The sequence below is a fragment of the Paenibacillus sp. 7541 genome (assembly GCF_002276395.1).
Taxonomy (GTDB): domain Bacteria; phylum Bacillota; class Bacilli; order Paenibacillales; family Paenibacillaceae; genus Paenibacillus_AQ; species Paenibacillus_AQ campinasensis.
The window spans coordinates 17,487-43,072 of the sequence record NZ_NQLZ01000044.1 but is presented as its reverse complement, the minus strand read 5'-3'; the positions used below and the strand labels follow the sequence as shown (position 1 = coordinate 43,072).

General features: G+C 54.4%; 25 protein-coding genes. 1 reads left to right on the top strand and 24 read right to left on the bottom strand.

Features of this window, described 5'->3' with window-relative positions:
- Positions 1 to 15 precede the first annotated feature (15 nt).
- The 17 genes from tilS to pth form a co-directional block, all read right to left on the bottom strand.
- Positions 16 to 1,440, bottom strand: coding sequence for a tRNA lysidine(34) synthetase TilS (tilS, locus tag CHH75_RS22230; RefSeq protein WP_095399175.1), 1,425 nt, complete (start codon positions 1,438 to 1,440; stop codon positions 16 to 18).
- Positions 1,441 to 1,528: 88 nt separating this feature from the next.
- Positions 1,529 to 2,446, bottom strand: coding sequence for a protein kinase domain-containing protein (locus CHH75_RS22225; protein ID WP_095267720.1), 918 nt, complete (start codon positions 2,444 to 2,446; stop codon positions 1,529 to 1,531).
- The gene (locus CHH75_RS22220; RefSeq protein ID WP_095399174.1) at positions 2,430 to 3,170 is read right to left on the bottom strand and encodes a vWA domain-containing protein; all 741 of its coding nucleotides are present in this window, start codon (positions 3,168 to 3,170) and stop codon (positions 2,430 to 2,432) included. The genes CHH75_RS22225 and CHH75_RS22220 overlap by 17 nt, the downstream gene beginning before the upstream one ends.
- Before the next feature lie 168 nt (positions 3,171 to 3,338).
- Positions 3,339 to 5,852: a stage II sporulation protein E gene (gene spoIIE, locus CHH75_RS22215; RefSeq protein ID WP_176475635.1), complete on the bottom strand. Its 2,514-nt coding sequence runs from the start codon at positions 5,850 to 5,852 to the stop codon at positions 3,339 to 3,341.
- Between the two features lie 344 nt (positions 5,853 to 6,196).
- Positions 6,197 to 6,676 carry a S1 domain-containing RNA-binding protein gene (locus tag CHH75_RS22210; protein WP_095267693.1) on the bottom strand — a complete coding sequence of 160 codons (480 nt, stop codon included), beginning with the start codon at positions 6,674 to 6,676 and terminating at the stop codon, positions 6,197 to 6,199.
- Between the two features lie 115 nt (positions 6,677 to 6,791).
- Entirely contained in the window at positions 6,792 to 7,139 is a 348-nt protein-coding gene (locus CHH75_RS22205; protein ID WP_095267692.1) for an FtsB family cell division protein, read from the bottom strand.
- A 14-nt stretch (positions 7,140 to 7,153) separates the two neighbouring features.
- Entirely contained in the window at positions 7,154 to 7,723 is a 570-nt protein-coding gene (gene yabQ, locus CHH75_RS22200; RefSeq protein ID WP_095267691.1) for a spore cortex biosynthesis protein YabQ, read from the bottom strand.
- Positions 7,720 to 8,001 (bottom strand): sporulation protein YabP, encoded by a 282-nt coding sequence (gene yabP / locus CHH75_RS22195; protein ID WP_095267690.1) that lies wholly within the window; start codon positions 7,999 to 8,001, stop codon positions 7,720 to 7,722. The genes yabQ and yabP overlap by 4 nt, the downstream gene beginning before the upstream one ends.
- Positions 8,002 to 8,248: 247 nt before the next feature.
- Entirely contained in the window at positions 8,249 to 8,527 is a 279-nt protein-coding gene (locus tag CHH75_RS22190) for an RNA-binding S4 domain-containing protein (protein ID WP_095267689.1), read from the bottom strand.
- Positions 8,527 to 8,799, bottom strand: coding sequence for an HU family DNA-binding protein (locus tag CHH75_RS22185; RefSeq protein WP_095267688.1), 273 nt, complete (start codon positions 8,797 to 8,799; stop codon positions 8,527 to 8,529). The genes CHH75_RS22190 and CHH75_RS22185 overlap by 1 nt, the downstream gene beginning before the upstream one ends.
- A gap of 157 nt (positions 8,800 to 8,956) precedes the next feature.
- Entirely contained in the window at positions 8,957 to 10,480 is a 1,524-nt protein-coding gene (yabN, locus tag CHH75_RS22180) for a bifunctional methyltransferase/pyrophosphohydrolase YabN (protein WP_095267687.1), read from the bottom strand.
- Between the two features lie 383 nt (positions 10,481 to 10,863).
- Complete coding sequence (locus CHH75_RS22175; protein WP_095399173.1) at positions 10,864 to 12,546, bottom strand: putative polysaccharide biosynthesis protein; 1,683 nt, start codon at positions 12,544 to 12,546, stop codon at positions 10,864 to 10,866.
- A gap of 221 nt (positions 12,547 to 12,767) precedes the next feature.
- Positions 12,768 to 13,310, bottom strand: a complete 543-nt coding sequence (gene spoVT / locus CHH75_RS22170) for a stage V sporulation protein T (RefSeq protein ID WP_095267686.1) — start codon at positions 13,308 to 13,310, stop codon at positions 12,768 to 12,770.
- A gap of 246 nt (positions 13,311 to 13,556) precedes the next feature.
- Positions 13,557 to 14,648 (bottom strand): peptidylprolyl isomerase, encoded by a 1,092-nt coding sequence (locus CHH75_RS22165; RefSeq protein ID WP_095267685.1) that lies wholly within the window; start codon positions 14,646 to 14,648, stop codon positions 13,557 to 13,559.
- Positions 14,632 to 18,159: a transcription-repair coupling factor gene (gene mfd, locus CHH75_RS22160; protein ID WP_095399172.1), complete on the bottom strand. Its 3,528-nt coding sequence runs from the start codon at positions 18,157 to 18,159 to the stop codon at positions 14,632 to 14,634. Before mfd ends, CHH75_RS22165 begins: the two co-directional genes overlap by 17 nt.
- Positions 18,160 to 18,341: 182 nt before the next feature.
- Positions 18,342 to 18,572 carry an anti-sigma-F factor Fin gene (fin, locus tag CHH75_RS22155; protein ID WP_095267683.1) on the bottom strand — a complete coding sequence of 77 codons (231 nt, stop codon included), beginning with the start codon at positions 18,570 to 18,572 and terminating at the stop codon, positions 18,342 to 18,344.
- Positions 18,573 to 18,680: 108 nt separating this feature from the next.
- Entirely contained in the window at positions 18,681 to 19,244 is a 564-nt protein-coding gene (gene pth, locus CHH75_RS22150; RefSeq protein ID WP_095399185.1) for an aminoacyl-tRNA hydrolase, read from the bottom strand.
- 140 nt (positions 19,245 to 19,384) lie between these two features.
- Here pth and CHH75_RS22145 point away from each other — a divergent pair, with 140 nt between their 5' ends.
- Complete coding sequence (locus tag CHH75_RS22145) at positions 19,385 to 19,585, top strand: hypothetical protein (RefSeq protein ID WP_095267682.1); 201 nt, start codon at positions 19,385 to 19,387, stop codon at positions 19,583 to 19,585.
- A 151-nt stretch (positions 19,586 to 19,736) separates the two neighbouring features.
- On the opposite strand, the gene CHH75_RS22140 is transcribed toward CHH75_RS22145, so the two are convergent.
- The 7 genes from CHH75_RS22140 to veg all read right to left on the bottom strand — a co-directional run bounded on the left by CHH75_RS22140 (position 19,737) and on the right by veg (position 25,459).
- Positions 19,737 to 20,690: a ribose-phosphate diphosphokinase gene (locus CHH75_RS22140; RefSeq protein ID WP_095267681.1), complete on the bottom strand. Its 954-nt coding sequence runs from the start codon at positions 20,688 to 20,690 to the stop codon at positions 19,737 to 19,739.
- A 77-nt stretch (positions 20,691 to 20,767) separates the two neighbouring features.
- Entirely contained in the window at positions 20,768 to 22,165 is a 1,398-nt protein-coding gene (gene glmU, locus CHH75_RS22135) for a bifunctional UDP-N-acetylglucosamine diphosphorylase/glucosamine-1-phosphate N-acetyltransferase GlmU (protein ID WP_095267680.1), read from the bottom strand.
- Positions 22,166 to 22,275: 110 nt separating this feature from the next.
- Positions 22,276 to 22,560: a septation regulator SpoVG gene (gene spoVG / locus CHH75_RS22130; protein WP_006207419.1), complete on the bottom strand. Its 285-nt coding sequence runs from the start codon at positions 22,558 to 22,560 to the stop codon at positions 22,276 to 22,278.
- Between the two features lie 185 nt (positions 22,561 to 22,745).
- Positions 22,746 to 23,573 (bottom strand): pur operon repressor, encoded by an 828-nt coding sequence (gene purR, locus CHH75_RS22125; protein WP_095267679.1) that lies wholly within the window; start codon positions 23,571 to 23,573, stop codon positions 22,746 to 22,748.
- Positions 23,574 to 23,697: 124 nt separating this feature from the next.
- Complete coding sequence (ispE, locus tag CHH75_RS22120; protein WP_095399184.1) at positions 23,698 to 24,552, bottom strand: 4-(cytidine 5'-diphospho)-2-C-methyl-D-erythritol kinase; 855 nt, start codon at positions 24,550 to 24,552, stop codon at positions 23,698 to 23,700.
- A gap of 233 nt (positions 24,553 to 24,785) precedes the next feature.
- Entirely contained in the window at positions 24,786 to 24,962 is a 177-nt protein-coding gene (locus CHH75_RS22110; protein ID WP_095267677.1) for a small, acid-soluble spore protein, alpha/beta type, read from the bottom strand.
- A gap of 221 nt (positions 24,963 to 25,183) precedes the next feature.
- Positions 25,184 to 25,459, bottom strand: coding sequence for a biofilm formation stimulator Veg (veg, locus tag CHH75_RS22105; RefSeq protein ID WP_095267676.1), 276 nt, complete (start codon positions 25,457 to 25,459; stop codon positions 25,184 to 25,186).
- Positions 25,460 to 25,586: the final 127 nt, after the last annotated feature.

The window sequence follows — 25,586 nt, the reverse complement described above, 5'->3', positions numbered from 1 at the left end:
TTCGTTCATCACTTGCTACATTTCCACAAGCTCCATACGGAGCACACGCGATGTATGCTGCCCTACGGCAGCATGTATCGATCGCCTTACACCCGGAATCCACACGATATTCCCCGAAGGATCACAGACGATCGGAATACGGGACCTTTCGGAAGGAGGGATTTTCTCGTCAATGAGAATATCTTTCACCTTTTTGGTGCCGTTTAATCCCATGATCTTCATCTTATCTCCGGGCCTTCTGCTTCGGACCGTCAATGGAAACGCAAGCCGATCCGCGTCAAATTCCGCCTCGGCGGCTTCACTGCTGGGCCTGCCCCTGCCTCGGTCCTTGTGATGGCTGATGATCAGCGTCTTGCCGATCTCCGGAAGCCTGATCTCCGATATGGCCGGTGAATCAATCGTGTATATGTACTGTTCCTGCTCTGATGGCGGCTGTGGCCAAAAGACGATGGTATCGTACTCTCTGACACAGGTGATCCCTTCTCCAAGATCCAACCGCCAGTTGGATCGGTCCTTGCGGAGAATGCCTTGGCGCACCGATTCAATTTTACTGAAATCGGCATTTTCCTGCTCTGACGGCAGGTAATTTAATATTAGTTTAATCAAACGCCGTTGTAAAGCAACATGTAAGCCCAAAAAGGAAGGCGCCTCAAAGGCGAGCCTTCCGTTGTTCTCCCGGACCAAAGTTTGGTACACACGCCGCGCCTCAAGCTCCACAAAATCATCTTCCTGCTGAATCACTTCGGCCAGCTGATTGAGCGAAGAGGAAATATGCGGGTGGTAGGTCTCCAGAAAAGGCAGCACTTCCAGCCGGATCGCGTTTCGCCGGTACTTGGTCTGCAGATTGCTGTTGTCCACAGCATAGGCAAAGCCGCACCTGTCGCACAGCTCCACAATCTCCGCCTTCGATCGCTCCAGAAACGGGCGAATGATGCCGATATGCTGCTCCCTGCGCTTCATCCTCATGCCCGCCAGCCCCGATGGACCGCTGCCCCGAAGCAGTCTCATCAGCACCGTCTCTGCCTGATCATCCGCGTGGTGGGCAAGCGCAATCGAGCTTGCCTTATATTTATGGGCGGTTCGGAACAAAAATTCATATCTTTTATCCCGCGCCGCTTCCTGAGCCCCTTTCCCGCTTTCTTCCATATAAGAAGGAATATCGAAATAGGCCATCTCCAGCGGGATGTCCAGGCCGGCGGCCAGCTGCTTCACCAGCTCCGCCTCCTGATCCGACTCCTTACGGAAACCGTGATGGACGTGGGCACATACCAGATCAAGCCCCTGCCTTGTGGAGATGGCATGCAGCACATGCAGCAAAGCCACCGAGTCAGGCCCGCCAGAAACGGCTACAACGATGCGATCACCGCTAGTCCACAGCTTGTGGTCCGCCGCTGTCTTTTCGATGTGTTGTACGAATGATCTTAACCTGTCTTCCACCATGAACAATCCCCTTTGCTAACCCGAAGGCGCGCCCGGCGCACAAGACGGCTGGCTTTCTGTCATGTTTCGCCTACCGAAAGATGCGCGGCTAACGAAACAGAAAAAATATCGTGCACGCCAAAATAAATAACGATAGCGCGAACGCATTTCGGAGCCAGCGCGGGGTATCCTGCTGCCTGCTGCGGGCTCTGCCTGCGGACGGCCCCCGGATGCTGCCTCTCCATTGGTTCAACGCTTCCCGTGAATCCGCGAACTCCCCGGCCAGCGCCTTGTTCAGCCATGCGGCATATGGCTTGAACGCCGGGTTTCTTCGCACGAGCATCACAAGATCGGTCATGCTGCGCGTCTGGGGGAGCTGGCGAGACGCTTCTCTGAGCGCTTTCTCATCCAGCACTTGTATGCACATCACGGCAAACGAGAACAGATCATAGGAGATATCCCCGGTCCGGCTTCCGGCATTCCAGTACCCTCTGTCATACCATTCCGTAAATTGCTTGACGCTTCGTCCAATCGAGCTGACCCCGCCGTAATCGATCAGCTCCACCTTGCCATAGGGAGAGACCATGACATTATCCGGCTTCAAATCGCCGAAGACGTAGCCGGATGCATGCAGGAGCGACAGCTTCTCGAGCAGGTTAAGCCCCACGAGGCCGAGCCATTCCTTGCCCCGCCGTCCGATGAATCGATGCAGCGGGTCTCCTTCGATGTATCGCATCACATAGAAAGGAACATCTCCGCTGCTGTCCTGATGGTCATCCGCCTCCACTAGATAAGCGTTGTGCATCTGCTCCTTCAGCGCGCTCAGCACATTAATCTCCGACTGCAGATCCAGCGCATCATAGCCGACCTTCAATGCATATCGCTGCCGGACTCCGGCCCGATGGACCAGGTATACTCGTCCGTTTGCCCCTTTGCCGAGCGTACGCTCCACGATGTACCTGCTCTTCCGCCACTTCCCTGTAATAACGGTGCCGGGCGGATATCCCGCATTAGACAACGTAGTCACCAAGCATCCCTTCCTCTTGGCCGGTGTGACCCTTCCATGATTGATTATTTCCTAGTGTACCATATTGGAAAAATTCAATCACCTTTAACAATGCCGGACCCGTCGGCGTAGCTCCCTTCATCTGGAGGCGGCCGAACATGCTCCGCACCCCGTCCAGATCCGAGGTCCAGTTCACATCCAGCACAACCTCCTCCCCGCTTCCTCTTCCCGGGAAGTGGAAGACCGCAAGACGGCTGGCTCCGGCCCGCGCTTTCAGGCTGAGCATCAGGTCACGGATCGCCTCCTCCACGGCAGCGAGCTTCGGCTTCATGCTTGCACTGGCGTCAATGAGCAGCGCTACCTCCAGCGATGAGGTCTCGGCCAGCTCATCGACCACTTCCACAACCTGCGACCGCTTGTCCGGCGGAAGCTCCTCGAGCGAACCTCCTCCCAAAATATGCTGTATCTCCTTATTTACCGCCTGCTGGATCGTTTGAACCACCGTTTTTCTTGTCATCATCTGCATCGTCTGGGCCAGCTGCGGTGTGCCTACGATCCGGTGCAGTCCGCCTCCCGCTTTGGCAATCTCCTGAATTTCAAACGCGCCAAGCTCCCCGATGGTGCCATAGTCCAGAACGCCGACCACATTCACAACAATGCCCTCTGCCAGCGCATGCGCCGCCGCCATAACCGGGCTTTCCCCTACATTGGAGCAACCGTCCGTAATGAGCAAAATTTGTTTCATCCTTCGTCGCCTCCCGACTCTTCTTAGACATCAACCCTGTCTTATAGTCTCTATCATTTCCATATTTGAGAGACTTCAAACGAAGAATTGAAAGAATAGACGGGCAGACGCCGTGCTTCTGATCTGCGGGAAACAGCATTTCCCGGGCAATGGGCACCCCGGCCCTCGCTAACTTACCGTTCGCGGTCTTTCCATGCGGGCCATGCCCGGCACGCGCACATTGGACCATTCCGGATGATAATGATCCACCCGGCCCACGACCACCGTCATATCATCATGAATTTGATTCTGCTGATAGCGGATCACCTTCTCCAGCAGGCAATCCGCAATCTCCTGCGGATCACTGCTGTCAATCTCCTGAATCATGCGCTTCATCCACAGCTCCTTGTTCACGGCATACCCCGGCGCATCATAGATGCCGTCGGTCATCATGATCAACACATCGCCTACCTGAAGCGGAAGCGAGATCAGATCGACCTCGATTTCCTGAATAATCCCGATCGGCAAATTGCTCGCCGTAACCATGATGACCTCGTTGCCCCGTTTAATAAAGCTCGGCGTTGAGCCAATTTTCATAAAGGTCGTCCGGGCCGAATATTGATCAATTAACGCCATATCCACCGTCGCATATATTTCATCCGGCGACCTTAACATCAGTATCGAGTTCACCGATTTGATCGCCAGCTTCTCATCCATGCCGGATTGCAGCAGCTGCTCCAGAATGCTCAGCGCCGAGCTGCTCTCCAGCCTCGCCCTCTCCCCATTGCCCATGCCGTCACTCAGGGCGACGGCGAACGTGCCATTCCCAAGCTCCACCGTGCTGAAGCTGTCCCCGGACAGGACATCCCCGCCTTTGGCGGCGCCTGCTACGCCGGTGACGACCTCATAGGTTTTGGCCGAGCCGAACCGGACTGTCGCCAGACCGTCCCGAGGGTGGGTCATCGTCTCCTCCACCACGGCGATATGCTCACCGAGAATGTCCGACAGGAGCGGGGCTATAATCTTCCGGCATTCGTCATAGCCGCGGGTGTAGGCATGGATAATTTCGATCTCGACCCGGCCAGGGTCCAGGCTGACAATATCGATCCCTTGGATGGACAGACCCAAATGCTGAAGCGCCTCCCGAATCTGTTCCTCCTGCAGATGCATCGCCTGACTCTCGCGCTTGATTTCCCGTGCCAGATCCTCCATCACCTGGGACACGCCGGACAACTGCTCAGCCACAAGGTGACGGCTGTCGTATATTTGCCGTTTCCACTGCATATCATGTTGATATAAATGATACTGCTGCTTCAGAGTCTCCAGTACATCTTCCTTTTTGACACATAACCGGTTCCACTCCGGCGGCAAATCCTTCGGCTCCATGTCCGGATTCTCTTCAATCGCTGTCATCATATCCGTCATATATTTGTAGGTTTGATAAAATTTCATATCCCAGCAGCTGCTCCACTTATAGCAGGTCGCGCAGCTTCCCTCTGCCACGGCATTCATAAAGTGGTTCATCTCCTCCGTCCGTTTGCCGTGCGGATGCAGCGCACCCGAGGTCTGTCCGAAGCTCTGCGAGAGCTGGCGGAACACCTGCGAGAACTGGGACACCCGATCGGCTGTCAGATCGCGGACCCGCTTGGCATATTCATGCTGTGACCGGGTGTGATCCTGGGTGCCGGGTACATATTTTCCAATCGCCTGAATGACGCTTTTCGGTGTCAGTAAAAATAGCACAATCGCAGCGCAAGTCTCCCATGTGGATGTCATCACCTCTCCCGGACTGTTGAAGTAGATGGACAGGATCGTCGCTCCGAGCAGCATCCCGAGCGATACGCCTCCCTTCTTGCCGTCCTTGAGCATGCCTGCCAGCATGCCGGAGAAAGCCAGGAGGCTCATCTGGGCAAACGCCGAAATGTTCGCCAGACTAAGAATCAATCCGGTAATGACGCCGACCGATGCACCAAGCGGTGCTCCGCCCACCAGGGCAAACAGCAGGATGAGGTAGCGTGACAGCACATGCTCAACAGACATGGCTTGTACGGTCCACCCAACCGCACCGGTCATCACCGACGCCAGCAGAATGATGAGGCACAGAATCTCTTCATTGCGGAGCGCATAGGATTTCTTGCGCATCGTCAGCACCGGAATCGCCTGAATGAACACCAGGGTCAGAACAAAACTGAGCACGGCATTCAAGGTCAGCATCATCATCGCATACCAGGTCATCGACGGGCCGATCAGCACCGAGAACAGGTTCACCAGGAAAGTCGAGACAAACACCATTAACGGCGCGTAGGATATTTCTGCCCGTTCATACGTTTCAAGGCCCCGCAGCAGAAAATAAAAGATCAACAGCTCCGCCGGAATCATCCAGAATGCGGGGGATGGCGCGAACATGCTCCCTGCAATGATGGCCGCGCCTACAGGCATCATATAGTCTCTGCGCATGAACACGATGACGGCGAAATAAGCTGCGGCAAACGGCGAAAGCTCGTTTAATATCATGGCTCGTCCCAGTAAAAAGCCCATAAAGGTTAAGAGGAGCATCCACTTCTTGGCTGCAAACAGCTGGAGGGGGCCCTGCAGAAAAGACAGCTGCCCGATCCACTCAACGAGACGGGAACGCCAAGCTCCAGACTTCCCTTTTACCGTCTCCGTACCCGGAAACATCACCAAATTTCTTCTATCCATCATTACGGCACCCCATTCTTCAGGAATTTGTGGTAGGTCCCATTATAAAACCCCATCCTGAGAAAGTTTGTCAGAACACCGTAGGTCGTCCAAAGAAATTTCCGACAAAAAAGCCCGGTTCTGCGAACGGTTGCGAAAATGCCGCTCATCCCCGTGCCCGCTGGTGTCGGGGTCGTTCTCATTCGTTTATGCTGTCGGTTCTTCCGTCCGAAATGACGATCCCTCTGCCCCTTCCAGGGCTGCCGATGGCCGTAGATTGCGTAGGAACCTGTCGTACGCTTGGATGCGGCGACAAAAAAACCGCAGAAAGCGTATCGCCTCTGCGGTGGTTATATATTTTATCGAAATTACATGCGTTTGGCTCCGCGTCCGCCGCGTTTGCCTTCCGTATTCTTCTTCAGCGAAGAAATCCGTTCTTCACTATCTTTCAGGAAGCGTGACATTTTATCCTCAAAAGAAGTCTTGCTGGCTGCGGGCTTAAACGGGCGTCCGCCGCGTTCACGGTTGAATCCACCCCCGCCACCTCCGAATCGTTCTCCGCCGCTGCGTTCCGGTCTTGGTCCCCGGGGTGGGCGGCTCTCTTCAGCCGGTTTGTCGACGGCCTGCTTGATCGAAAGACCGATCTTGCCGTCCTTATCGACATTAATCACCTTAACGGTAACGACATCATTAATCTTGAGATGGTCGTTGACGTCCTTCACGTAATTGTCGGCGATTTCCGAGATGTGAACGAGACCCGTGACACCTCCTGACAGATCCACAAAAGCTCCAAAATGCGTTATGCCTGTCACCTTGCCCTCTAACTTGGTGCCCACTTCAATTGCCATAGAATAAAATGATCCTCCCTTAAAAATATACAGTTCGATTATTGAAAATCTCGCTGCGGTGATTTGATTATACGATAGTGCCTGAACAAGGTCAACAGACGTATGTCATGCCTTTTTACGGTTCTTTAACCGAATCTTGGGGCTGTATGATCGGTGTCTCATTCGGCAGGTACAAACCGAACTTTCTCCGCGCAATCTGGCCGATATATTCCGGATCCTCCAGGCGCTCAACCTCATGCTGGAGCTCCGCCAGCGACTGGTTCACAGCCGTATACTCCTTTTGCCTCTCCGCCAGCTTCTCGTTCTGATTATAGATGCGGTCATTGAGAGAGAACAGCGTCGAGCCAGCCCAGACCAAAAACAGTGCCATCATCGTCAAGTAAATTCGTTTCCGTCTGCGGGCACCTTTGTTTATCGTTTTCTGCTGGGGAGCCTGCTTGTGACTGTCAGCAAATCTTCCCATGACCATTTCCCTCCCTAAAACCAGCGCTTCCACGCCTTGATAACCTTGTCCGTTAATCGCCTGCTCCATGCCGGAAGCCGGAGCCGGGACGTAATCGGGCGCAGCATCCATGTGAAGAGGCGCCAAAAAGGCATCAGACACCTCAGAATCAGACGCAGCAGCGATAGGACGAACCTCCAAATCAGCTTAAGCAGCCCTACCAGTAATTTAAGAATGCCGATGACGGGATTCCATATCAGCACCCGTAGCAGTCTTGACAAAAAAGACAGCAAGCTTTTTGTCACCTGAATTAACATTACCACAAAACGCCGGGTTATAACACTCCATAATAAAAAATAGATCCAAACCCCTATAAACAGACCGATAAACACATAAAACCGCAGCTGGCCGTCATTGGTCGCGTAGAGCATCCGGAACACAAACAGGGCGGCTGCAATCCAATAGATGAGGTCCAGCGCATGCTGTGACCATCTCGGGAAGCGGAGCTGGCCGGCCAGCTCCCGGTAGCTGTCGAAGGCCAGTCCCATCGCCGCTCCGGAGAAGAGCATCCAGAGCAGCGTGATCCATTGTACACTCGGGTTCATTTAAACAGCTTGCCCAGGAGGCTTTTGTTTTTCGTTTGGGAACCGGGATTCAAATAGATCAGCGAATGCACCAAACCCTCAATCGTCAATAGCCCCTCTTCCAGGCTCAGGTTTTTAATATGTAAATTTTGCCCCCGAATGGTGAGATGCCCAAGCTCGGTCTGAAGCAGAAATTCTTCGCTGTCAAAGCTCTCCACGTTTTGAACCCCGGTGATGTCCAGCAGCTTCCGGTTCTGCATCCTCAGGTCATGGCGCTTGCTCTTCCCTTGGTCGATCATGGCATGTACCCCTCCTTTTTATCAATAGCTTATGGGGAGGGGTCTTTCTTTAGAACCTGAACCTATAACACATGTCCGGCCGGATCGCTGGCGGGTTTCGCTTCAGGTCATCTGCAGCACGCGCGGGATTTACGCTGCATGACGGCCGGAGACCGCCTGAGCTACATGCCGGGCAAGGTGTACAAATACCAAAAAACGCCCCTCCGACGAGCGAAGGGACGCTTTATGAAGCCATAGACATGGACCGTTACCAGTCCAATCCGTTGTCTTTGGCAATCGGTTCTTCCTTGACCAAGGTGTACAGGCTGGCCGCTTCGTCCTTGCGTGTGCTGTCTGCTAGACGCTCCACCCGGACGGTGACCAGCTTCTGGCCAAACTGGACCGTAATCTCGTCGCCCACCTTGACCGCGGTGCTTGGCTTGGCCTCTCGGCCATTGATCAGCACCCGACCCTGATCAGACACATCCTTGGCTACGGTACGCCGCTTGATTAACCTTGATACTTTCAGGAATTTATCAACGCGCATTATTTTACGGCTTCTTTAAGCTTGTTGCCCGCTTTGAACGCAGGAACGTTCGATTCAGGGATTTCAATCGTTTTGCCTGTTTGCGGGTTGCGGCCCGTGCGGCCAGCGCGCTTGCGAGTTTCGAAAGTTCCGAAACCGATCAGTTGAACTTTATCGCCATTAGCCAATGCATCGGTGATTTCGCCAAGGAAACCGTTCAGGACGTTTTCAACGTCTTTTTTAGTCAATCCGCTTTTGCTGGAAATGTTGTTGATCAGATCTGTTTTGTTCATGAATAAAATCCTCCCAATTATCAGAAAAGTAAAAATTGCGGTCATTTACCGTGAATGATGGCTGCTGCGTCGCAGTATGCCATCTAAAAGGATATTCTGGGTTGCTTGCAGAATTCCTGCCGCAATTCCTTGATTTTTTTAAAATAGATGTGAAAAGTTATAGGTGTTCACCCGGGATATCGCCATCTTCGCCCGCTTTCGACTTCGCTTCCTGCCACAGTGCCTCCATCTCTTCCAAGGTGCTGTCCTTCACAGACCGGTTCCGGGCAGCCAGCTGCTCCTCTATGTAATGGAAGCGCTGAATGAACTTCCGGTTCGTGCGAGAGAGCGCCTCCTCCGGATCTGCCCCGATAAACCGCGCCGCGTTGCATACGGCAAACAGCAGGTCCCCAAGCTCCAGTGCCTGGGCTTCGGCTGCCTCGCCTTCCGCCACTGCGGCCCTCAGCTCGGCAAGCTCCTCCTCGATCTTGAGAAAGACGCCGTGGATGTCCTCCCAATCGAATCCGACCTTCGCCGCTTTCTTCTGCAGCTTGTAGGCCTTCATCAAGGCCGGCAGATCGCGCGGTATGCCGGCCAGCGCCGAGGCTTCCTGCGGATTCTGTCCCTTGCGACGCTTCTCCTCCTGCTTCATCTGCTCCCAGTTCTGAAGCGCGCTCTCGGCATCATTGGCGCTGCGGTCGCCAAAGACATGCGGATGGCGGAAGATCAGCTTGTCATTCAGGCTCTGGATGACATCGTACACCGTGAAGGTGCCGAGCTCTTCCTCCATCTGGGCATGGAGCATGATTTGAAGCAGCAGATCGCCAAGCTCTTCCTCCATATGCTCGGGATCGTCCTCGTCAATCGTCTCCAGCACCTCGTACGTTTCCTCGATCAGATTCTTGCGGATCGACTCATGGGTCTGCTCGCGGTCCCACGGGCATCCTTCCGGACTGCGGAGAATGCCCACGATCTCGTGCAGTCTTGCGAAGGAACGCTGTCTGAGCCCGGCATCGTCGCTGCGAGGCACATAGACAAGCGACAGGTTCCCGTAGCCGTCGATGCGGTCCAGATCATACAGCGGAACCTGCTGGATGCACTCCTCGCCTTCCACGCCGAGGGCATGGCCAACAATGACCGGATAATCATCGGGATAAATCTCCATCAGCGCCAGCTTGACCTCAGAGGCCGTGAACATATCGTACACCTGGCCGATCAAGGTGTGCAGCTGGGGTTGTACCATATGGCTGTTCAGCTCGGCAGCGTCGAGCAGCTGAAAGCCTTCAATCGGATCGAAGCCAAGGCGGACAAAGGCTTCGTCCAGGAAGCTTTCGCCGCCGAGGACGGTCAGCGCCACCTGCTCCTTCGGGCACCGTTCGCGCAGGAGCCGCACCGTCGCTTCCGCTACCATCGGATGGCCGGGAACGGCATAGACGACCTCCGACCCTGCTTCCCCTGCCTTCGCCAGATTGATCAGCTGAGAGGCAATAGACTCATACACTTCCGGAAATGTATCATGCGTCTCATAGACATGATCAAACGACTCCAGCTTCACCTGAAGTTCCTCCAGCGCAGCCATCACCGGGTGGGATAATGTCCGCACATATACCCGGGAAGCGCGCTGCATCGTTTTCAAGATACCTAAGGTTAGACGGTCGGGATTCCCCGAGCCGAGGCCAACCACCGTAATTGCTGCGCTCATATGATACTTCCTTTCGCTATTCGTTCGCGGGATTGACGTTGATATCGTACACTACTATAGCACAGAAGATCAAACATCTCACGTCTGGCCCGCACCGGCTCGCGTCTGTCCATACTTAGCGGACGCCATAGCGGGCCAGAGCGCGTCCGGCTCCGCAGCAGCCGCAGCCGCTGCATGCATTGGTGGGCGCGGCATTGGGCATGCCAGGCGCGGGTGCGCGAGGCGGCATTCATCGCCGCTGCCCTGGCATGCGCGCGGCCAGCATGGCGGCGGGTCAGACGGCCGCACGCGCCGATAAGGGCGGCTGGGCCGTCAAGCCGCCCAGAGGGCCGCCGGGCGCGCGAATGCGCCGGCGGCCTCTGCCTTGCCCAAGCTGCCCAAGGCTACCGCAGCACGCGCATGGCCCGCAGCAGCGCGGCCAGCGGCTTGCCCACCTTGGGCAGCATCCGAAGCTCCTCCGCTGTGAGGAGCTTCGTCCAGGCGGCGCCGAGCACAAAGGCGCCGCCCCCGGCCGCCACGCCGCACAGGCTGGCGGCGGCCGCAGCCGCGCGGCCCGGGGCGAAGCCGGCCGCGCCAAGCAAGCCGCCTGCCGCGCTGCTCGCGGCCCAGGCGGCCAGCGCCACGGCCGCGAATACGAGCGCGGGCCGGGCGAGCAGTTGGCCGGCGGCTGGGCGGACGCCGGCGCGGCGCATCAGCAGCGCGATGTTCAGCGCTGCTGCAGTGAGATAGGCGCATACGCCGGCGGCGGCCGCGCCTGTAATGCCAAGCTGCGGCACGAGCAGCAGGTTCAGCGCAAGCTTGATCCCCGCCGCAGCGAGCAGATGCACGGCTGGGGCGCGCACGATGCCGACCCCTTGCAGCAGCGCCGCCGAGATGATGCTCATCGTGCCGCCAACCGCAGTAAAGGCGACCCAGCGCAGCGTCCCGGTCCCGGCGGCATCCTCATACAGCATGATGTTGATCGGTTCGGCCAGCACCGCCAGCCCTACCGATGCGGTCATCCCGAGCAGCCAGAACCAGCGCAGCGCCATGCGGGTCTGCCCTTTCAGGGCGTGAACGTCCCGCTTGTGCTTCGCCTCCGCCAGCGCAGGAATAAACAGCACCGACAATGAAGTCGCGAGCATCGTCACGAGCTGGACCAAGGGCAGGCCCCGGTTGTACAATCCAAATTCCGTCATCGCCCCTCGCCCTGTCAGTCCGGAATCGCTGAGCAGACGAGGCACCGTGAACGTATCGACCAGCCCGATGAGCGGAACGGCAAGGAGGCTCAGACAGACCGGAATCGCATAGGCGATCAGACGGCGAAGAAGAACACCGGTCCCCTCCTTACTATCATCGGCACTTCCTCGAAATTCATTCACCTCCAGCTGCGCTCCGCCGCTATGCGCGCCGGGCCGAACGCCCTCCCTCCTGCGCAATCCGGTCTGCTTGCGCCAGTACCAGCCCATGACGAGCAGACCTGCGGCCCCGCCAGCCGCTGAGCCGAGCAGCGCGCCCGCGGCGATCCTGTCCGGGGATGCTCCCTGCCGGATCAGGATGAGCAACAGCACGATCATGACGGATACGCGAACGCTTTGCTCCACAATTTGCGAGACGGCCGTCGGAACCATGTTATGAAGACCTTGAAAGTATCCCCGCAGCACGGCCATCCAGGGCACAAAAGCGAGCGCAAGCGCCGCGCCGCGAATGGAAGGCACAACCTGACTCGTTCCAATCCAGTGCCCGAGGAGCGGTGCGCCGATATACATCAAGGCACCGAGCACCATACCGAACGACACCAGCAGCAGGGATGAGAGGCGAACGATCCGGAGGCTGTCCTGCCATCTTCCTTCGCTCTCATATTCGGCGACAAACTTCGATATGGCCGCCGGAAATCCGGCCGCTGCTATCGTAATCACCATCGTATATAGCGGGTTTACCGTATTATAAATGCCAAAGGCCTCGTCTCCGCCCAAATTTTGAAGGGGGATTTTCTGCAGCGTGCCAATCAGCTTTGAGGCAATCGCAGCCGCACTAAGCACAAAGGCTCCCTGAAGGAGCCTGGCTCCTGTCTGATTCGGTTTCATCATCTCTCCGCCTTTATATCCCCAGCCTCCATATGAAGGCCTTGCCTAAGGCCGATGGAGGATTGTTTAACAGCTACAACAAATCCATTATACCGGGACGCGCCAGCAGGCACAAAAACCGGATGCTTCGCCAGAACATAAAAAGCTCCCGGCTGCCCAAGAGCGACGCTCTTGTTCAGCGGGAGCTGTAGACCATTTCGTACTAGGGATAACAGGCCAGCTTATTGTTCCATTTGCTTGCCAAGGAATCCGGCCGCGGTTTCCGCCATTTTGATTTCCATTTCACCCATCGTGACAGACTCATCCTTATTCAGCAGCACCACGCTGCCGATCGGATCTCCTCCCGCGATGATTGGCGCCGCGACAAACGAAGACAGCGTCTCTGGATGATCCTTACCAATCTCGTATGTGCCGCTGTTCGCTTCCAGGACCGTTTTGCGATTCTCCATGCAATTCTCCAGCAGATTGCCGATCGGCTTGTCCAAATATTCTTTCTTCGATCCCCCCGCAACCGCAATGAATGAGTCGCGGTCGGAAATGATCGTAATGTGGCCTGTGCCTTCATACAGAGATTCGGCATATTCTTTCGCGAAATCTCCGAGCTCACCGATCGGGGAATATTTCTTCAGGATTACTTCCCCGTCCCGGTCAACAAAAATCTCGAGCGGATCTCCTTCGCGAATCCGTAAAGTACGTCGAATTTCCTTAGGAATGACCACGCGACCGAGGTCATCGATGCGGCGGACGATACCAGTAGCTTTCATGTCACTTGTTGCCCCACTTTCTTAAGAAGATTTTTCAACTACTGTCCAGTCGGGAAGAGGATGTCCCCAGGTATATAAGTTAATGTCTGACCATAGTATTCATCCGTTCCCAATTCCTTATACATCATCTGTGCAGACATTGCCTGAAATGGGCATCGACTGAAGCGATGCGCTGAACGTTACGAAGTCGAAAATCCATCATCCTGTGTGTAAATTCATGCTGTTCGTTGGTTCCAAGCCACAGCTTTACTCGCCGTTGTTGCTGTCAGTTGTATCTTCCGGAGTTCCTTCCGCCGGCTGGCCTTGATCACCCTGGCCTTCCGGTCCTTCCGTTCCTTGGTTTCCGCCCTGTTCGCCACTGTTCTCACTCTTCGGGAGATCCATGCTTTCGATGATGTCATTCAGCTCGTTCTGCATGAATTCATCGATTTTACCTGCGGCGAGTTCATTGCGAATGTCCTCTTTATCTTCATCCGGCATCGTGTCATACGTTATCTCCTGACGGGCTTCCACCTTCATGACATGGTATCCGTAGGAGGTCTCAACCGGATCGCTGATCGTGTTCAGTTCCAGGCTCAGCGCCTTCTCCTTGAATTCTGGGACCCAGTCTCCGGCACGCCGGTTCTCATACAGGCCTCCCGTTTCCTTCGAACCCGGGTCTTCGGAGTATTCCTTGGCAATCGCAGCAAAGTCTTCTCCCGCCTCCAGCTTGGACTTCACTTCGTTCGCCAGCTTGAGGGCATCCTGCGGCGTCCGCTCATTGCCTTCGGCATCCGTGAACTGGATCAACACGTGGCGTACGGTGACCCGGGTGAAATCCGTCGGGTTGTCTTCGAAATATTCCTTGATCTCATCGTCGCTAACCTGGTTCTTCTCATACTCCGACACGGTCATGATCCGATGCATATAATTTCTCAGATCTTCTTCGGTCAGGTTGCTCTGCTCCAGATAGGACTGAAATTGACTTTCGCCGCCCATCCCGGTTTTGTACTGGGCGATCTGGTCATCCACCTGCTTCTGCGCAGCTTCCTTGGCGGCATCATCCGCCTTGGCAAAGAGATATTCGTAGGTCACGCTCTGGCGTGCCAGGTACTCCTTGAACTCATCCATCTCCAGGAACTGAGCATATGCCGGCGACATAAGCGCGATGATCCGCTGCTCCAGCTCGAACTCCTTCTCCGTAATTTCTCCACCTGTATATTTGACAACCACTTTGCTGTTGTCCACTTCGGGCTCCGTATTGTTCTCTTTCCCGCACGCTGTAAATATCGACAAGGTCAGTACGGCTGTCATCGAGACGACAATCGTTCTCCATGCCTTGTTATTTCTTGATGGCATTCTGTAGTTCTCCCTTCAAATGAAATGGCTCCTTGGCGGCTTCTAGGAACTGCTCCAGCAATTCGAGCAGCTGCTGATCGGATAATCCCTTGCCTTTAATTCGGATCACCATGGATGGCCCTTGTTCAAATTGTACACGTCTTTCGAACATATTTCCAATTCGCGCAAGTTCTGTTGCATTTACAGCCCTATCCTGTCCTTCGTAAAACTGCAACACAACATCGTCGCCGCGCTGTACAATCGAATCGATGCCATACCATCTGCCGTACACCTTCAGCCTGGAAACGGCGAGAAGGTTCTTGACCGCCTGCGGAGGTTCTCCGAAGCGGTCCAGCAGTTCATCCTCCAGCTCCGCCGACTCATCGATTGTCGAGACGACAGCCACTTTTTTATAAATTTCGATTTTTTGCATGCTGTCGTAAATATAGTCCGAAGGCAGATACGCATCGATGCCAAGGTCAATAGAGGTGTTCCAATCCTGGGTCGGCGCTGCCGGCTCGCCCAGCATGCTCACTTTGCGCTTCTGGATCTCCTCGGCCAGCATCTGCGAGTACAGATCGAAGCCTACCGAGGCGATAAATCCGTGCTGCTCGGCCCCAAGCAGATTGCCTGCCCCCCGAATGGCCAGGTCGCGCATCGCGATTTTAAAGCCCGAACCCAGCTCGGTAAATTCCTTGATCGACTGCAGACGCTTCTCCGCCACCTCTGTCAGCACCTTGTCCCGCTGGTACGTGAAGTAGGCATAGGCAATCCGGTTGGATCGGCCCACACGCCCGCGCAGCTGGTACAGCTGGGATAAGCCCATCTTGTCAGCATCGTGCACGATCAGGGTGTTCACATTCGGAATGTCGACCCCGGTTTCAATAATGCTGGTGCTGACCAGCACATCATATTCTCCGTCCAAAAAGTCGAGAATCGTCTTCTCCAGCTCGGTTTCCGTCATTTGGCCATGGCCGACGCCGACCTTCGCTTCAGGCACCAGCATGGAGATCTGGGCCGCCATTTCCTGAATGCCCTGAACGCGGTTATACAGGTAGTACACCTGTCCGCCTCGGGCCAGCTCACGCTCAATCGCTTCGCGGACCAGCGTCTGGCTGTGCTCCACAACATACGTCTGCACCGGGAAGCGGTTCTCCGGCGGTGTCTCAATGACCGACAGGTCCCGCACCCCGAGCATGGACATATGCAGCGTACGCGGAATCGGCGTAGCCGTCAGCGTCAATACGTCCACATTCGTTTTCAATTTCTTGAGCTTTTCCTTGTGCGTCACGCCGAACCGCTGCTCTTCGTCGACGATGAGCAGGCCCAGGTCCTTGAACACGATGTCCTGCGACAGCAGGCGATGCGTGCCGATGAGAATGTCCACTCCGCCCAGCTTCACCTGCTTGATCGTTTCATTCTGCTCCTTGCGGCTTCGGAAACGGCTCAACACCTGAATGTTAATCGGGTAGTTAGCAAAGCGCTCACGGAAGGTTTCGTAATGCTGCTGTGCAAGAATCGTTGTCGGCACCAGAACGGCCACCTGTTTGCCTTCAATGGCCGCCTTGAATGCTGCCCGGACGGCCACCTCGGTTTTACCGTAGCCCACATCGCCGCAGAGCAGGCGGTCCATCGGCCGGTTCTGCTCCATATCCTTCTTGATTTCGGAGATCGCCCGAAGCTGATCCGGCGTCTCGTCATAAGGGAACAGATCCTCGAACTCCTGCTGCTCCGGCGTATCTTTCTCAAAGCCATAGCCCGGAGCGGCCTGGCGCTCGGCATACAGCTTGATCAGATCGTCGGCAATATCCTGAACCGAGGAGCGGACCTTGTTCTTCACCCGGTTCCATTCGTTGCCGCCGAGCTTGTAAATCTTCGGCTCCTTGTCCTCGGACCCGACATACTTCTGAATCAGATCAATCTGTTCGATCGGTACGGACAGCTTGTCGCCGCCGGCATACAGGATATGCATGTAGTCCTTGTGAATGCCGTTAATTTCAAGCGTTCCGATTCCCATATATTTCCCGATCCCGTGGTTTTGATGCACCACATAATCGCCGACCTTCAGCTCGGTATAGCTTTTGATCCGCTGGGCGTTGTCCATATTTTGGGTCGTTTTGCGTGTCTTGCGCTGCTTGGAGGTGAACATCTCGCTTTCGGTGATGATGGCGATATGAACCGAAGGCATTTCGTAGCCGTTTTGCAGATGGCCCTCCAGAATCGTCGGCTCCTCAATGCCATAGTCGTCAAGCACCCGCCGAATCCGGTCCATGCGCTCGGCATCGCCGGCGAGCATGAACACCTGTACGCCGGATTTCTTCCAGCGCTCCATCTCGGCTTTCAGCACGTTCATCTGGCCATGGAAATCCTGCATGCCGCGCGTAATGAAGTTGACGATGTTTTTCGGCTGCATCTTGGGAACCTGCCGCAGGAAGATCGAGATGAGCAGCGCCTGATAACGATGCTCATAGATCAGCTCCTCGCTGTCGAGCGACAGCGGCAGGTTCGGCAGCGTTTTGCCGTTTTGCATCAAATGCAAATTCCACTCCGCCTCATCCCGCTCCAGCTGCTTCGACGTTTCAAGCAGACGTGCCGGCTCATCCATAATGAGCAGGGTATCGTCCGGCATGTAATCATACAGATGGGTCTTTTCCGGATACAGCAAAGAAATATATTTATAAATTTCAGGGAAATACATGCGTTCTTTCAGCATCTCCAGCTCACGGTGGATCTCCTCGCGAAGACGCAGCTTCGCCTGACGATCCGTCATCGCCTCCAGCTGGGCTTCCAGCAGCCGCTGCACCTTGTCCGCTGCCTGCCTCATCCGCTCTTCGGTCGCAATAATCTCCTTGCACGGGGTAATGACAACCTCGCGGACCTTGTCAATCGACCGCTGATCGGACGGGTCAAAGGTGCGGATGGAATCAATATCTTCGGCAAAAAGCTCAATCCGGTAAGCAAGCTCCGACGTCATCGGGTAGAAGTCCACAATGCCGCCGCGCACACTCATCTCGCCGCGGCTTTCCACCCGCTCGACACGCTCGTAGCCCATCTCGATCATCTTGTTCAGGAATTGCTCCAGCACAAGGGTCCCTCCGTCCTGAAGGGTGATTCGGGCTTCGGCCATCGCTTCAGGCGTCGGCAGAAGGCGACGAACGCCCGAGAAAGGCGCAACGACAATGCCCCGGAAGCCTCTGGCGCAGCGGGTAAGCACATCGATCCGCTGCGCCAAAGTCTCGGGGCTGGATACCGCCGATTCCGCAGCGACCAGTTCATTGGCCGGATAGAGCAGAACCTGATCCGGTGAAAGCGCATCCTGAAGATCATCTGCAATTTTCTGAGCGGAGAACATGTTGTGGGTCACGACCAGCAGCGGACGCTGCTGCTCCTGATACAGAGCCGCCATTAAGATTTGCCTGGACGAACCGGAAAGACCGGAGATCAATTGCTCCTTCATGCCGGCACGAAGGCCGGCAGAAATCGATTGGAAATCCGAATCTTTCGAGAATACATCAATAAGTGCTTGTAACAAAAGGGGCACCTCTCTTATGCACAAGAAATAAAAAACTTAAAATCTACTGCAATTCCATAATAGATCCAATATATAACCGAAAAGAGCCTTGAGCATAAAACTGCCAAGGCTGAGGCGGCATGACGAACAGCCGCCGGTGTGTCTTCGAGGATAGCAACTCAAGATCCGGGGCTTCCTTCCGGTTACTGAAGCGGATTGGTAAGCAGGCTGAGCTCGGGATTAGCCTCCAGCGCCTCTCTGCAGTGATCACAGGTCACCCGCACCGTAACCTCCCCGTTAAAATCATACGCTATTATATCCCTGCGCTCCTCGGGGGTCAAGGAATCAAAGCCTAATCGGGCTTCTGTCACCTCGTGGGAATCAATTCTGCCCTGAAACGTCCGGCAATGTCTGCAAATATAGTTTATCGCCATCATATGCCTCCTGAAGATCGTATATACCTTCAGTATGCCCGGTTCAGCCGCGTTTCAGACGAACAATTGGTGAACACTACCCGATGTTTCCAGATTCCTCTACGCCGTCTATGACTTGTTGAACTTGGCCATCGTCTGCTCAAACGTATGGTCAAGACTGTATTCCAGTGCATCACAGGTGTGCTCGATCATCTGCTTCAGCGGTTCCTGCTCCTTCTTCGGAAACGCACCAAGCACGTAGTCCACGATGGCATAGCCCGGCTCTGGCCGCGATATGCCCATCCGAACCCGGTTAAAGGTCTGGGTTCCGGTATGCTGGATGATGGATTTAATGCCGTTGTGGCCGCCTGCACTTCCCTGATAGCGAAGCCGGATTTTCCCGACTTCGGTATCCAGGTCATCATAGACCACGATCAGATCGTCCAGGGAAACCTTGTAATAGTCCATGTACGCGCGGACCGCTTCCCCTGATAAATTCATAAACGTCATCGGTTTGATTAAAACCGTTTTCGTACCAAGGATCATTCCTTCCGCAATAACCGACTTGCATTTGCTCATCGTGAATTTCATACCATGCCGCTCGGCAAGCGCGTCCAGTGCCATAAAACCGACGTTGTGGCGCGTCTTCTCATAAGCAGGGCCAGGGTTTCCCAGCCCGACAATCCATTTCATCTCGTCCAAGTTCCTTTCATCATTTTTGCTTTCTTCTTTGCCTTTTTCTGAGTACAATATGATCATACTCTAATCACGGATATAACAGGCCATACCGAAGCATAAATTCGAATACGCCCCATGAAGAAGGTGAATCGGCATTGAAAGAGTTTGATCAGCGTTTAACGCACCACAGCCATTTTCAATACCATATGAAGCATGCCATTCCCGTCCAAGTCTACGAGCGGGACTGTCACGTTGATGTGGGCTTGATTACAGCCGTGGACCCCAACTTCGTTGAAATCGAGGGAACGCTGTACAATCGACAAACATTCGTATTTGTATCAAGACCCGGCTACTAGTCCGACGGCCTCTGGGCTGCTTTGTTGTGAAAGCGTTTTCCCATCGGGAGTCCAGCCGAACCAGCGGCTCACTGATCCTGGTGTCACTCATAGCCGACAAGGGCTACATTTCCACCGGACGGTGGAGATGTAACCCTGCAGGCACGGTTTATTATTCTATTTCAAACAACTTACTGATTGATAATTCCTCATGTACCCGGATGATCGCTTCGCCCATCAGCGGTGCAACAGACAGCACGGTCAGCTTGCTGCTCGGGTTCGGATTCGTGATCGGAATCGTATCGGTGACAACCACTTCCTTGATCGGCGAGTTCTCCAGCCGCTCATGCGCCGGCCCGGAGAGCACCGGATGCGTACAGCACGCGTACACCTCTTTAACGCCGCCTTCCATCAGCGCATTCGCGCCCAGCACAATGGTACCGGCCGTGTCGATAATATCGTCGATCAGAATCGCCGTCTTGCCTTCGATATGACCGATGATGTTCATCACTTCGCTGACATTTGGTTCCGGACGGCGCTTGTCGATAATCGCAAGCGGCGCATTCAGGAAATCAGCCAGCTTTCTCGCACGGACAACGCCGCCATGGTCTGGCGATACGATAACCGGATTCTCAATCTGCTTGGAACGGAAATACTGGGCAAGAATCGGCACGCCTAGCAGATGATCGACCGGAATGTCGAAGAAGCCCTGGATCTGCATCGCATGCAGGTCCATCGTAATGACGCGATGCGCGCCGGCCTTCTCGATCAGATTCGCAACCAGCTTCGCGGTGATCGGATCTCTGGAGCGGGCTTTCCGGTCTTGACGGGCATAGCCGTAGTACGGGATGACAACGTTGATGCTTTTTGCCGAAGCCCGCTTCAGCGCGTCCACCATAACCAGCAGTTCCATCAGGTTATCGTTAACCGGATAGCAGGTCGACTGCACAATGTAGACATGGCAGCCGCGCACGCTCTCGGAAAGCTTCACTTGAATCTCCCCGTCGCTAAAGCTGGTCGTGTGGGATTCCCCCATCGGAATACCGATGTAATCTGCAATCTGATGGGCAAGTTTAGGATTGGAATTACAGGTGAATATTTTTAATTTAGAATCAAGATAAGTCATAGAATAAATAACCCTCCGTGCTGGTTCGTTGAATTAGGCTGTCCGATCACCGCTTGTTCAATTACCGGGAACCGGCGTTACGATTTTTTCTTGTTCTTTTTGGCGAGTGCTCTTGCCCGGATCTTCTCGGCGTATCCCGGCTTGTTCTCCTGTCGTTGTCTGGCAATTGCCAGATCGTTCTCCCCAACGGATTGGGTGATAGTCGAGCCGGCGACAACAAATGCGCCCTTGCCGACAGTGACCGGAGCGACAAGATTGACGTTGCTGCCGATGAAGGCATCGTCCTCGATCTCGGTAATGGACTTATTATAACCATCATAGTTGACCGTTATCGCGCCGCAGCCGATATTTACATTCTTGCCGACTTTGGCATCGCCCACATAGCTGAGATGAGACACCTTGGAGCCGTTGTCGATCGTAGCATTCTTCACCTCAACAAAATCCCCAACCTTCACATCCTCGCCCAGCTTGGCTCCTGGCCGCAGGTATGCGAATGGGCCGACAGACGTCCGGGAGCCGACTTCAGCCCCGCTCAATACGGAATGCTTGACGGACACGCCGTCTGCAATGACGGAATCCTCGATGTCCGAGTTCGGACCGATCGTGCAGTCCTGACCGATGACCGTATGTCCTTTCAGCACCGTGCCCGGATATAGAACGGTATCCGATCCAATCTGTACATCAGCCCCAATGTAAGTGGAATCCGGGTCGATGATGGTGACGCCACTCAGCATATGCTGCTTGGCAATCCGCTTCCGCATAAAGCCTTCCGCCTCCGATAGGGCAAGGCGGTCGTTAACGCCGATGGATTCTGCATAATCGCTGGTCTGGTAAGCAAGCACCGTTTCACCGGCATTCTTCAATATGCTGATCACATCGGTCAGGTAGTACTCCTGCTGCGCATTCTGATTGGTGACTTGTTCCAGTGCAGCAAACAGTTTTTTATTATCAAAACAATAGGTACCGGTATTAATCTCCTGCACCGCATCTTCTTCCGGACTGCAGTCCTTCTGTTCTACGATGCGCAGCACACTGCCCTCACTGCTACGAATCACGCGTCCGTAACCTTGCGGTTGGTCCAGATGTGCCGTAAGAATGGTAGCCGCTGACTGCTGCTCCTCATGAAGCGCCAACAGCTTATCTAAGGTCTCTGCTGTAACAAGAGGGGTGTCTCCGCAAATGACAATCGTGGAGCCGTCCACCCCGCCAAGAAGATCCTTGGCCTGTTTCACGGCGTGGCCTGTCCCGAGCTGTTCCTCCTGAAGGACATATTCCGCCGCGTCTCCAAGGTATGCGCGAACCGCGTCGGCACCATGTCCTACCACCACAACACTGCGCTCGCAGCGCGCCTGGCGGACCGTATCAAGCACATGTCCTACCATCGGCTTGCCGCAAACCGGGTGCAGCACTTTATACAGTTTCGATTTCATTCGTTTGCCCTGCCCAGCAGCGAGCACAATAGCATATCTTTTCAAGGGCCATGCCTCCTCCTCTTGAACTCAATACTGAATATATATCATTCTACAAAAAAAGAAAAGAGAGCCACGAGTATGGCTCTCTTTTCCTTGAACCCCAATTTTGAATCTTAAGCGCCTTCTTCAATCACTTCTTCTTCCGTGGCAGCGCGTTCATACTCGGCCAATACAGCCGATTGAATCTTCTCGCGAGTGCCGGAAGAAATAGGATGGGCAATGTCGCGAAACTCTCCATCTGGAGTGCGCTTGCTCGGCATGGCAACGAACATTCCGTTGTTACCGTCGATAACGCGAATGTCGTGAACGACAAATTCATTATCGATGGTAATGGATGCGATTGCTTTCATTCTCCCCTCAGAGTTGACGCGGCGGAGTCTGACATCCGTAATTTGCATGTGTGTTCACCACCTTTTTCCATCAGAGACTTGGGTAGTTTAATTCCACACAGCAAACCCGAAATCCTTCTTTTTTCTAGTATAAAATGTCCTAAAAACAGGAATTTTTTTTAGAAAGTGATGTTTTCGACAGACTTCGTGCTGATTCGAATGAAAACGCTAACGTGCTCGACATAAATCGCCGCTTATTGTTCGAAGTAATTTCCAGGGGTTACCTTAATCATCTTGGTTTTGGAGTCGACATCCGACAATCTGGCCAGAGAAATATAGTCCTCCAGCAATCGTTCCTCGGACTCCACCGCTCCAGACTCCACCAGAACGCCTACACCTGCTACTTCAGCATTAAATTCGCCGAGCAGGTCGACCATGCCCTGAATCGTGCCGCCGGCCTTCATGAAGTCATCCACGATAAGCACCCGGGACTGTTCCTTCAGGGCTCGCCGGGACAAAGACATCGTATGGATGCTCTTGTGGGATCCGGAGACATAGTTGATGCTCACCGCTGAGCCTTCCGTCACCTGATGGTCCCTGCGAACCAGCACGACCGGCAGGTTAAGCTGTGCCGCAGTGGCATAGGCAAGCGGTATCCCTTTGGTTTCCACTGTCATGACCACATCGATATCTCTGTCGGCAAAAGCCGTGGCAATAATCTTGCCCGCCTCGTTCATAAGCGATGGCTGGCCCAGCAAATCCGACATATACAGGTAACCGCCCGGCAAGATCCGATCGGGCTGCTCCAGCTGATGGCACAGCTTCTCTGCAAACGCATAGGCATGCTCCTTGTGCAGCTTCGGAATATACTGTACTCCGCCTGCCGCTCCAGCCAGCGTCTGAAGCTCGCCGATGCCCTCGTTCTCGAATACATCCTTGATAATGGCCAGGTCCTCGCTGATCGACGACTTGGCAGCTCCGTAGCGCTCGGCGAAGGTCGTCAGGGGAATCAAAGTATGCGGTTTGGTTAATAAATATTGGGTCATATCGACCAATCGTTCACTTCGTTTTAGTTTTTTCACATGGGTTCCTCGCTAAATCCGAATATTATACTGTAAATATAACACTTTTGTACGTATTTTTACAATATGGATTGCAATTCCACCCGTTATCGTCCTTGTCTCTTTAGCTGCATGAGCTCACGGTTCAGGTGAGCAGGCGAACTGCGTACACTTCTTTGCAAAATCCGCGAAGCCCGTTATAGATGCGGGCCACCTTCGATTCCTTCGCCACCAGCCCGAATACGGTCGGACCGCTGCCGGACATAAGCGCCCCGTCGGCGCCCAGCTTCAGCATCCCCTCTTTCAGCTGCTGAACCTCCGGATGCATCTTCAGCGTCACTTCCTCGAGCACATTGCCGAGCGACGCGCACATGTCGCGGAAGCTCCCCTGCTCCAGCGCCGCGATCATCGCCTCCGCCGATGGATGATGCTGCACATTGTCAGCACGCAGTTTGCCGTACACCTCGGCCGTCGATACGTTAATCGGCGGCTTCGCCACAATGACCCAGCACTGCGGCGGGCTCGGGATCGGTGTCAGCTTCTCCCCGCGCCCTGTCGCAAGCGCCGTGCCTCCCTGGACGCAGAAAGGCACATCCGAGCCGAGTTCAGCGCCTAGCGTGAGCAGCTCCTCCTCGGGGATATGAAGCCCCCACAGGCGATTCAGGCCGCGCAGCGTGGCTGCAGCGTCGCTGCTTCCTCCGGCGAGACCGGCTGCAACCGGTATTTTTTTGTCCAGGTGGATATGTACTCCCTTACGAACGTCGTAACGCTCCTTAATCAGCCTGGCTGCCTGAAAGGCCAGATTCTTCTCGTCCAGCGGAATATATCCCGCCTGACTCGTAATGATAATCGTATCGCGGGGCTGTTCCGACATCTCCAGGCGGTCGGCAAGGTCGATCATGGTCATGACCATCTCAACCTCATGGAAGCCGTCTGGCCGCTTGTGGAGCACATCCAGCATCAAATTGATTTTTGCCGGCGCTTTTTCGTATATTTTCACGACGTTCACCTATCCTTAGCTTTTCCCTTATGCATGAGCTTCCTATTCGCGAGAATAATCTCTAGTGCTTCTATCTTAACAAACTCGTGTCGCGAAGTCATGAATTCCCTGACAAACGAATGCCGGAATTTGCATGATGTCAAAATGACAGGCATCGCCTTGGCGGACATCCGGATGGATAAAAGAAAGACAGGACCCTCTAAAAGGCCCTGTCTCTCCATGATGGCTGACGATTAATCCGATTTGCGGGCTGCCTGTTCAGCAAGCTGGATGGCCCGTTTCACCATGTTGCCGGCATCCTTGGCCTTGATGCCTCCCCAGCCTTCCTTCTGAACCGTATCGTAAAACCCGAGCTCTTTAGCCAATTCATTCTTCAATTGATCTGACATGATGCGTCTTCGTCTGCCCATCGTGCCGCCTCCTTAAAATGATCATGATGGCCTAAAGTCAGCTTCTGAGTCACGCGTCTTCCGGCTCACTGCCGCTGCAATGGCCCCGTCACCGATCAGATCAGGTGTGAAGATCGCGCTTTTATATTATGCTCGCCGCACTCCGCCCTCATGCGGCAGGCAGCTGTATGGCAACAAAAAGCAGCCCCGCAAAGAGAGCTGCTTCCTTTAAAACATGAAGTTTAGGACTTGATATAGGTGATTCGCATCTGGCTGTCATCGCCAGTCACCATAATTTCTACAGTTTCCGTGAGAATATCAGCGTAGCTGTAGGATACGCGTTTAAAGGTTTGCTGGTCCTGGTCCAGCTTTACAATGAAAACAGAAGGGTACGTTTCTTCCAAAACACCAGTGCGCTCTACGGTCTTACGGCGACCACCATTAGCCCGAAGGGTAATTTTTTGCCCTAAATGGGCATCGAGACTGCGTTTGATTTCCAACAGCGCGTTTTTAGCCATTGTCGACGACCACCTCTTTCCTTGTCCATTATATATGATACCGGGGGCAAATGTCAAATCAAAAATATTTAATTATATCAGCATCAAAAATGTATTGTCAATGAATTTTTTTCGAAAGAGGAACCGC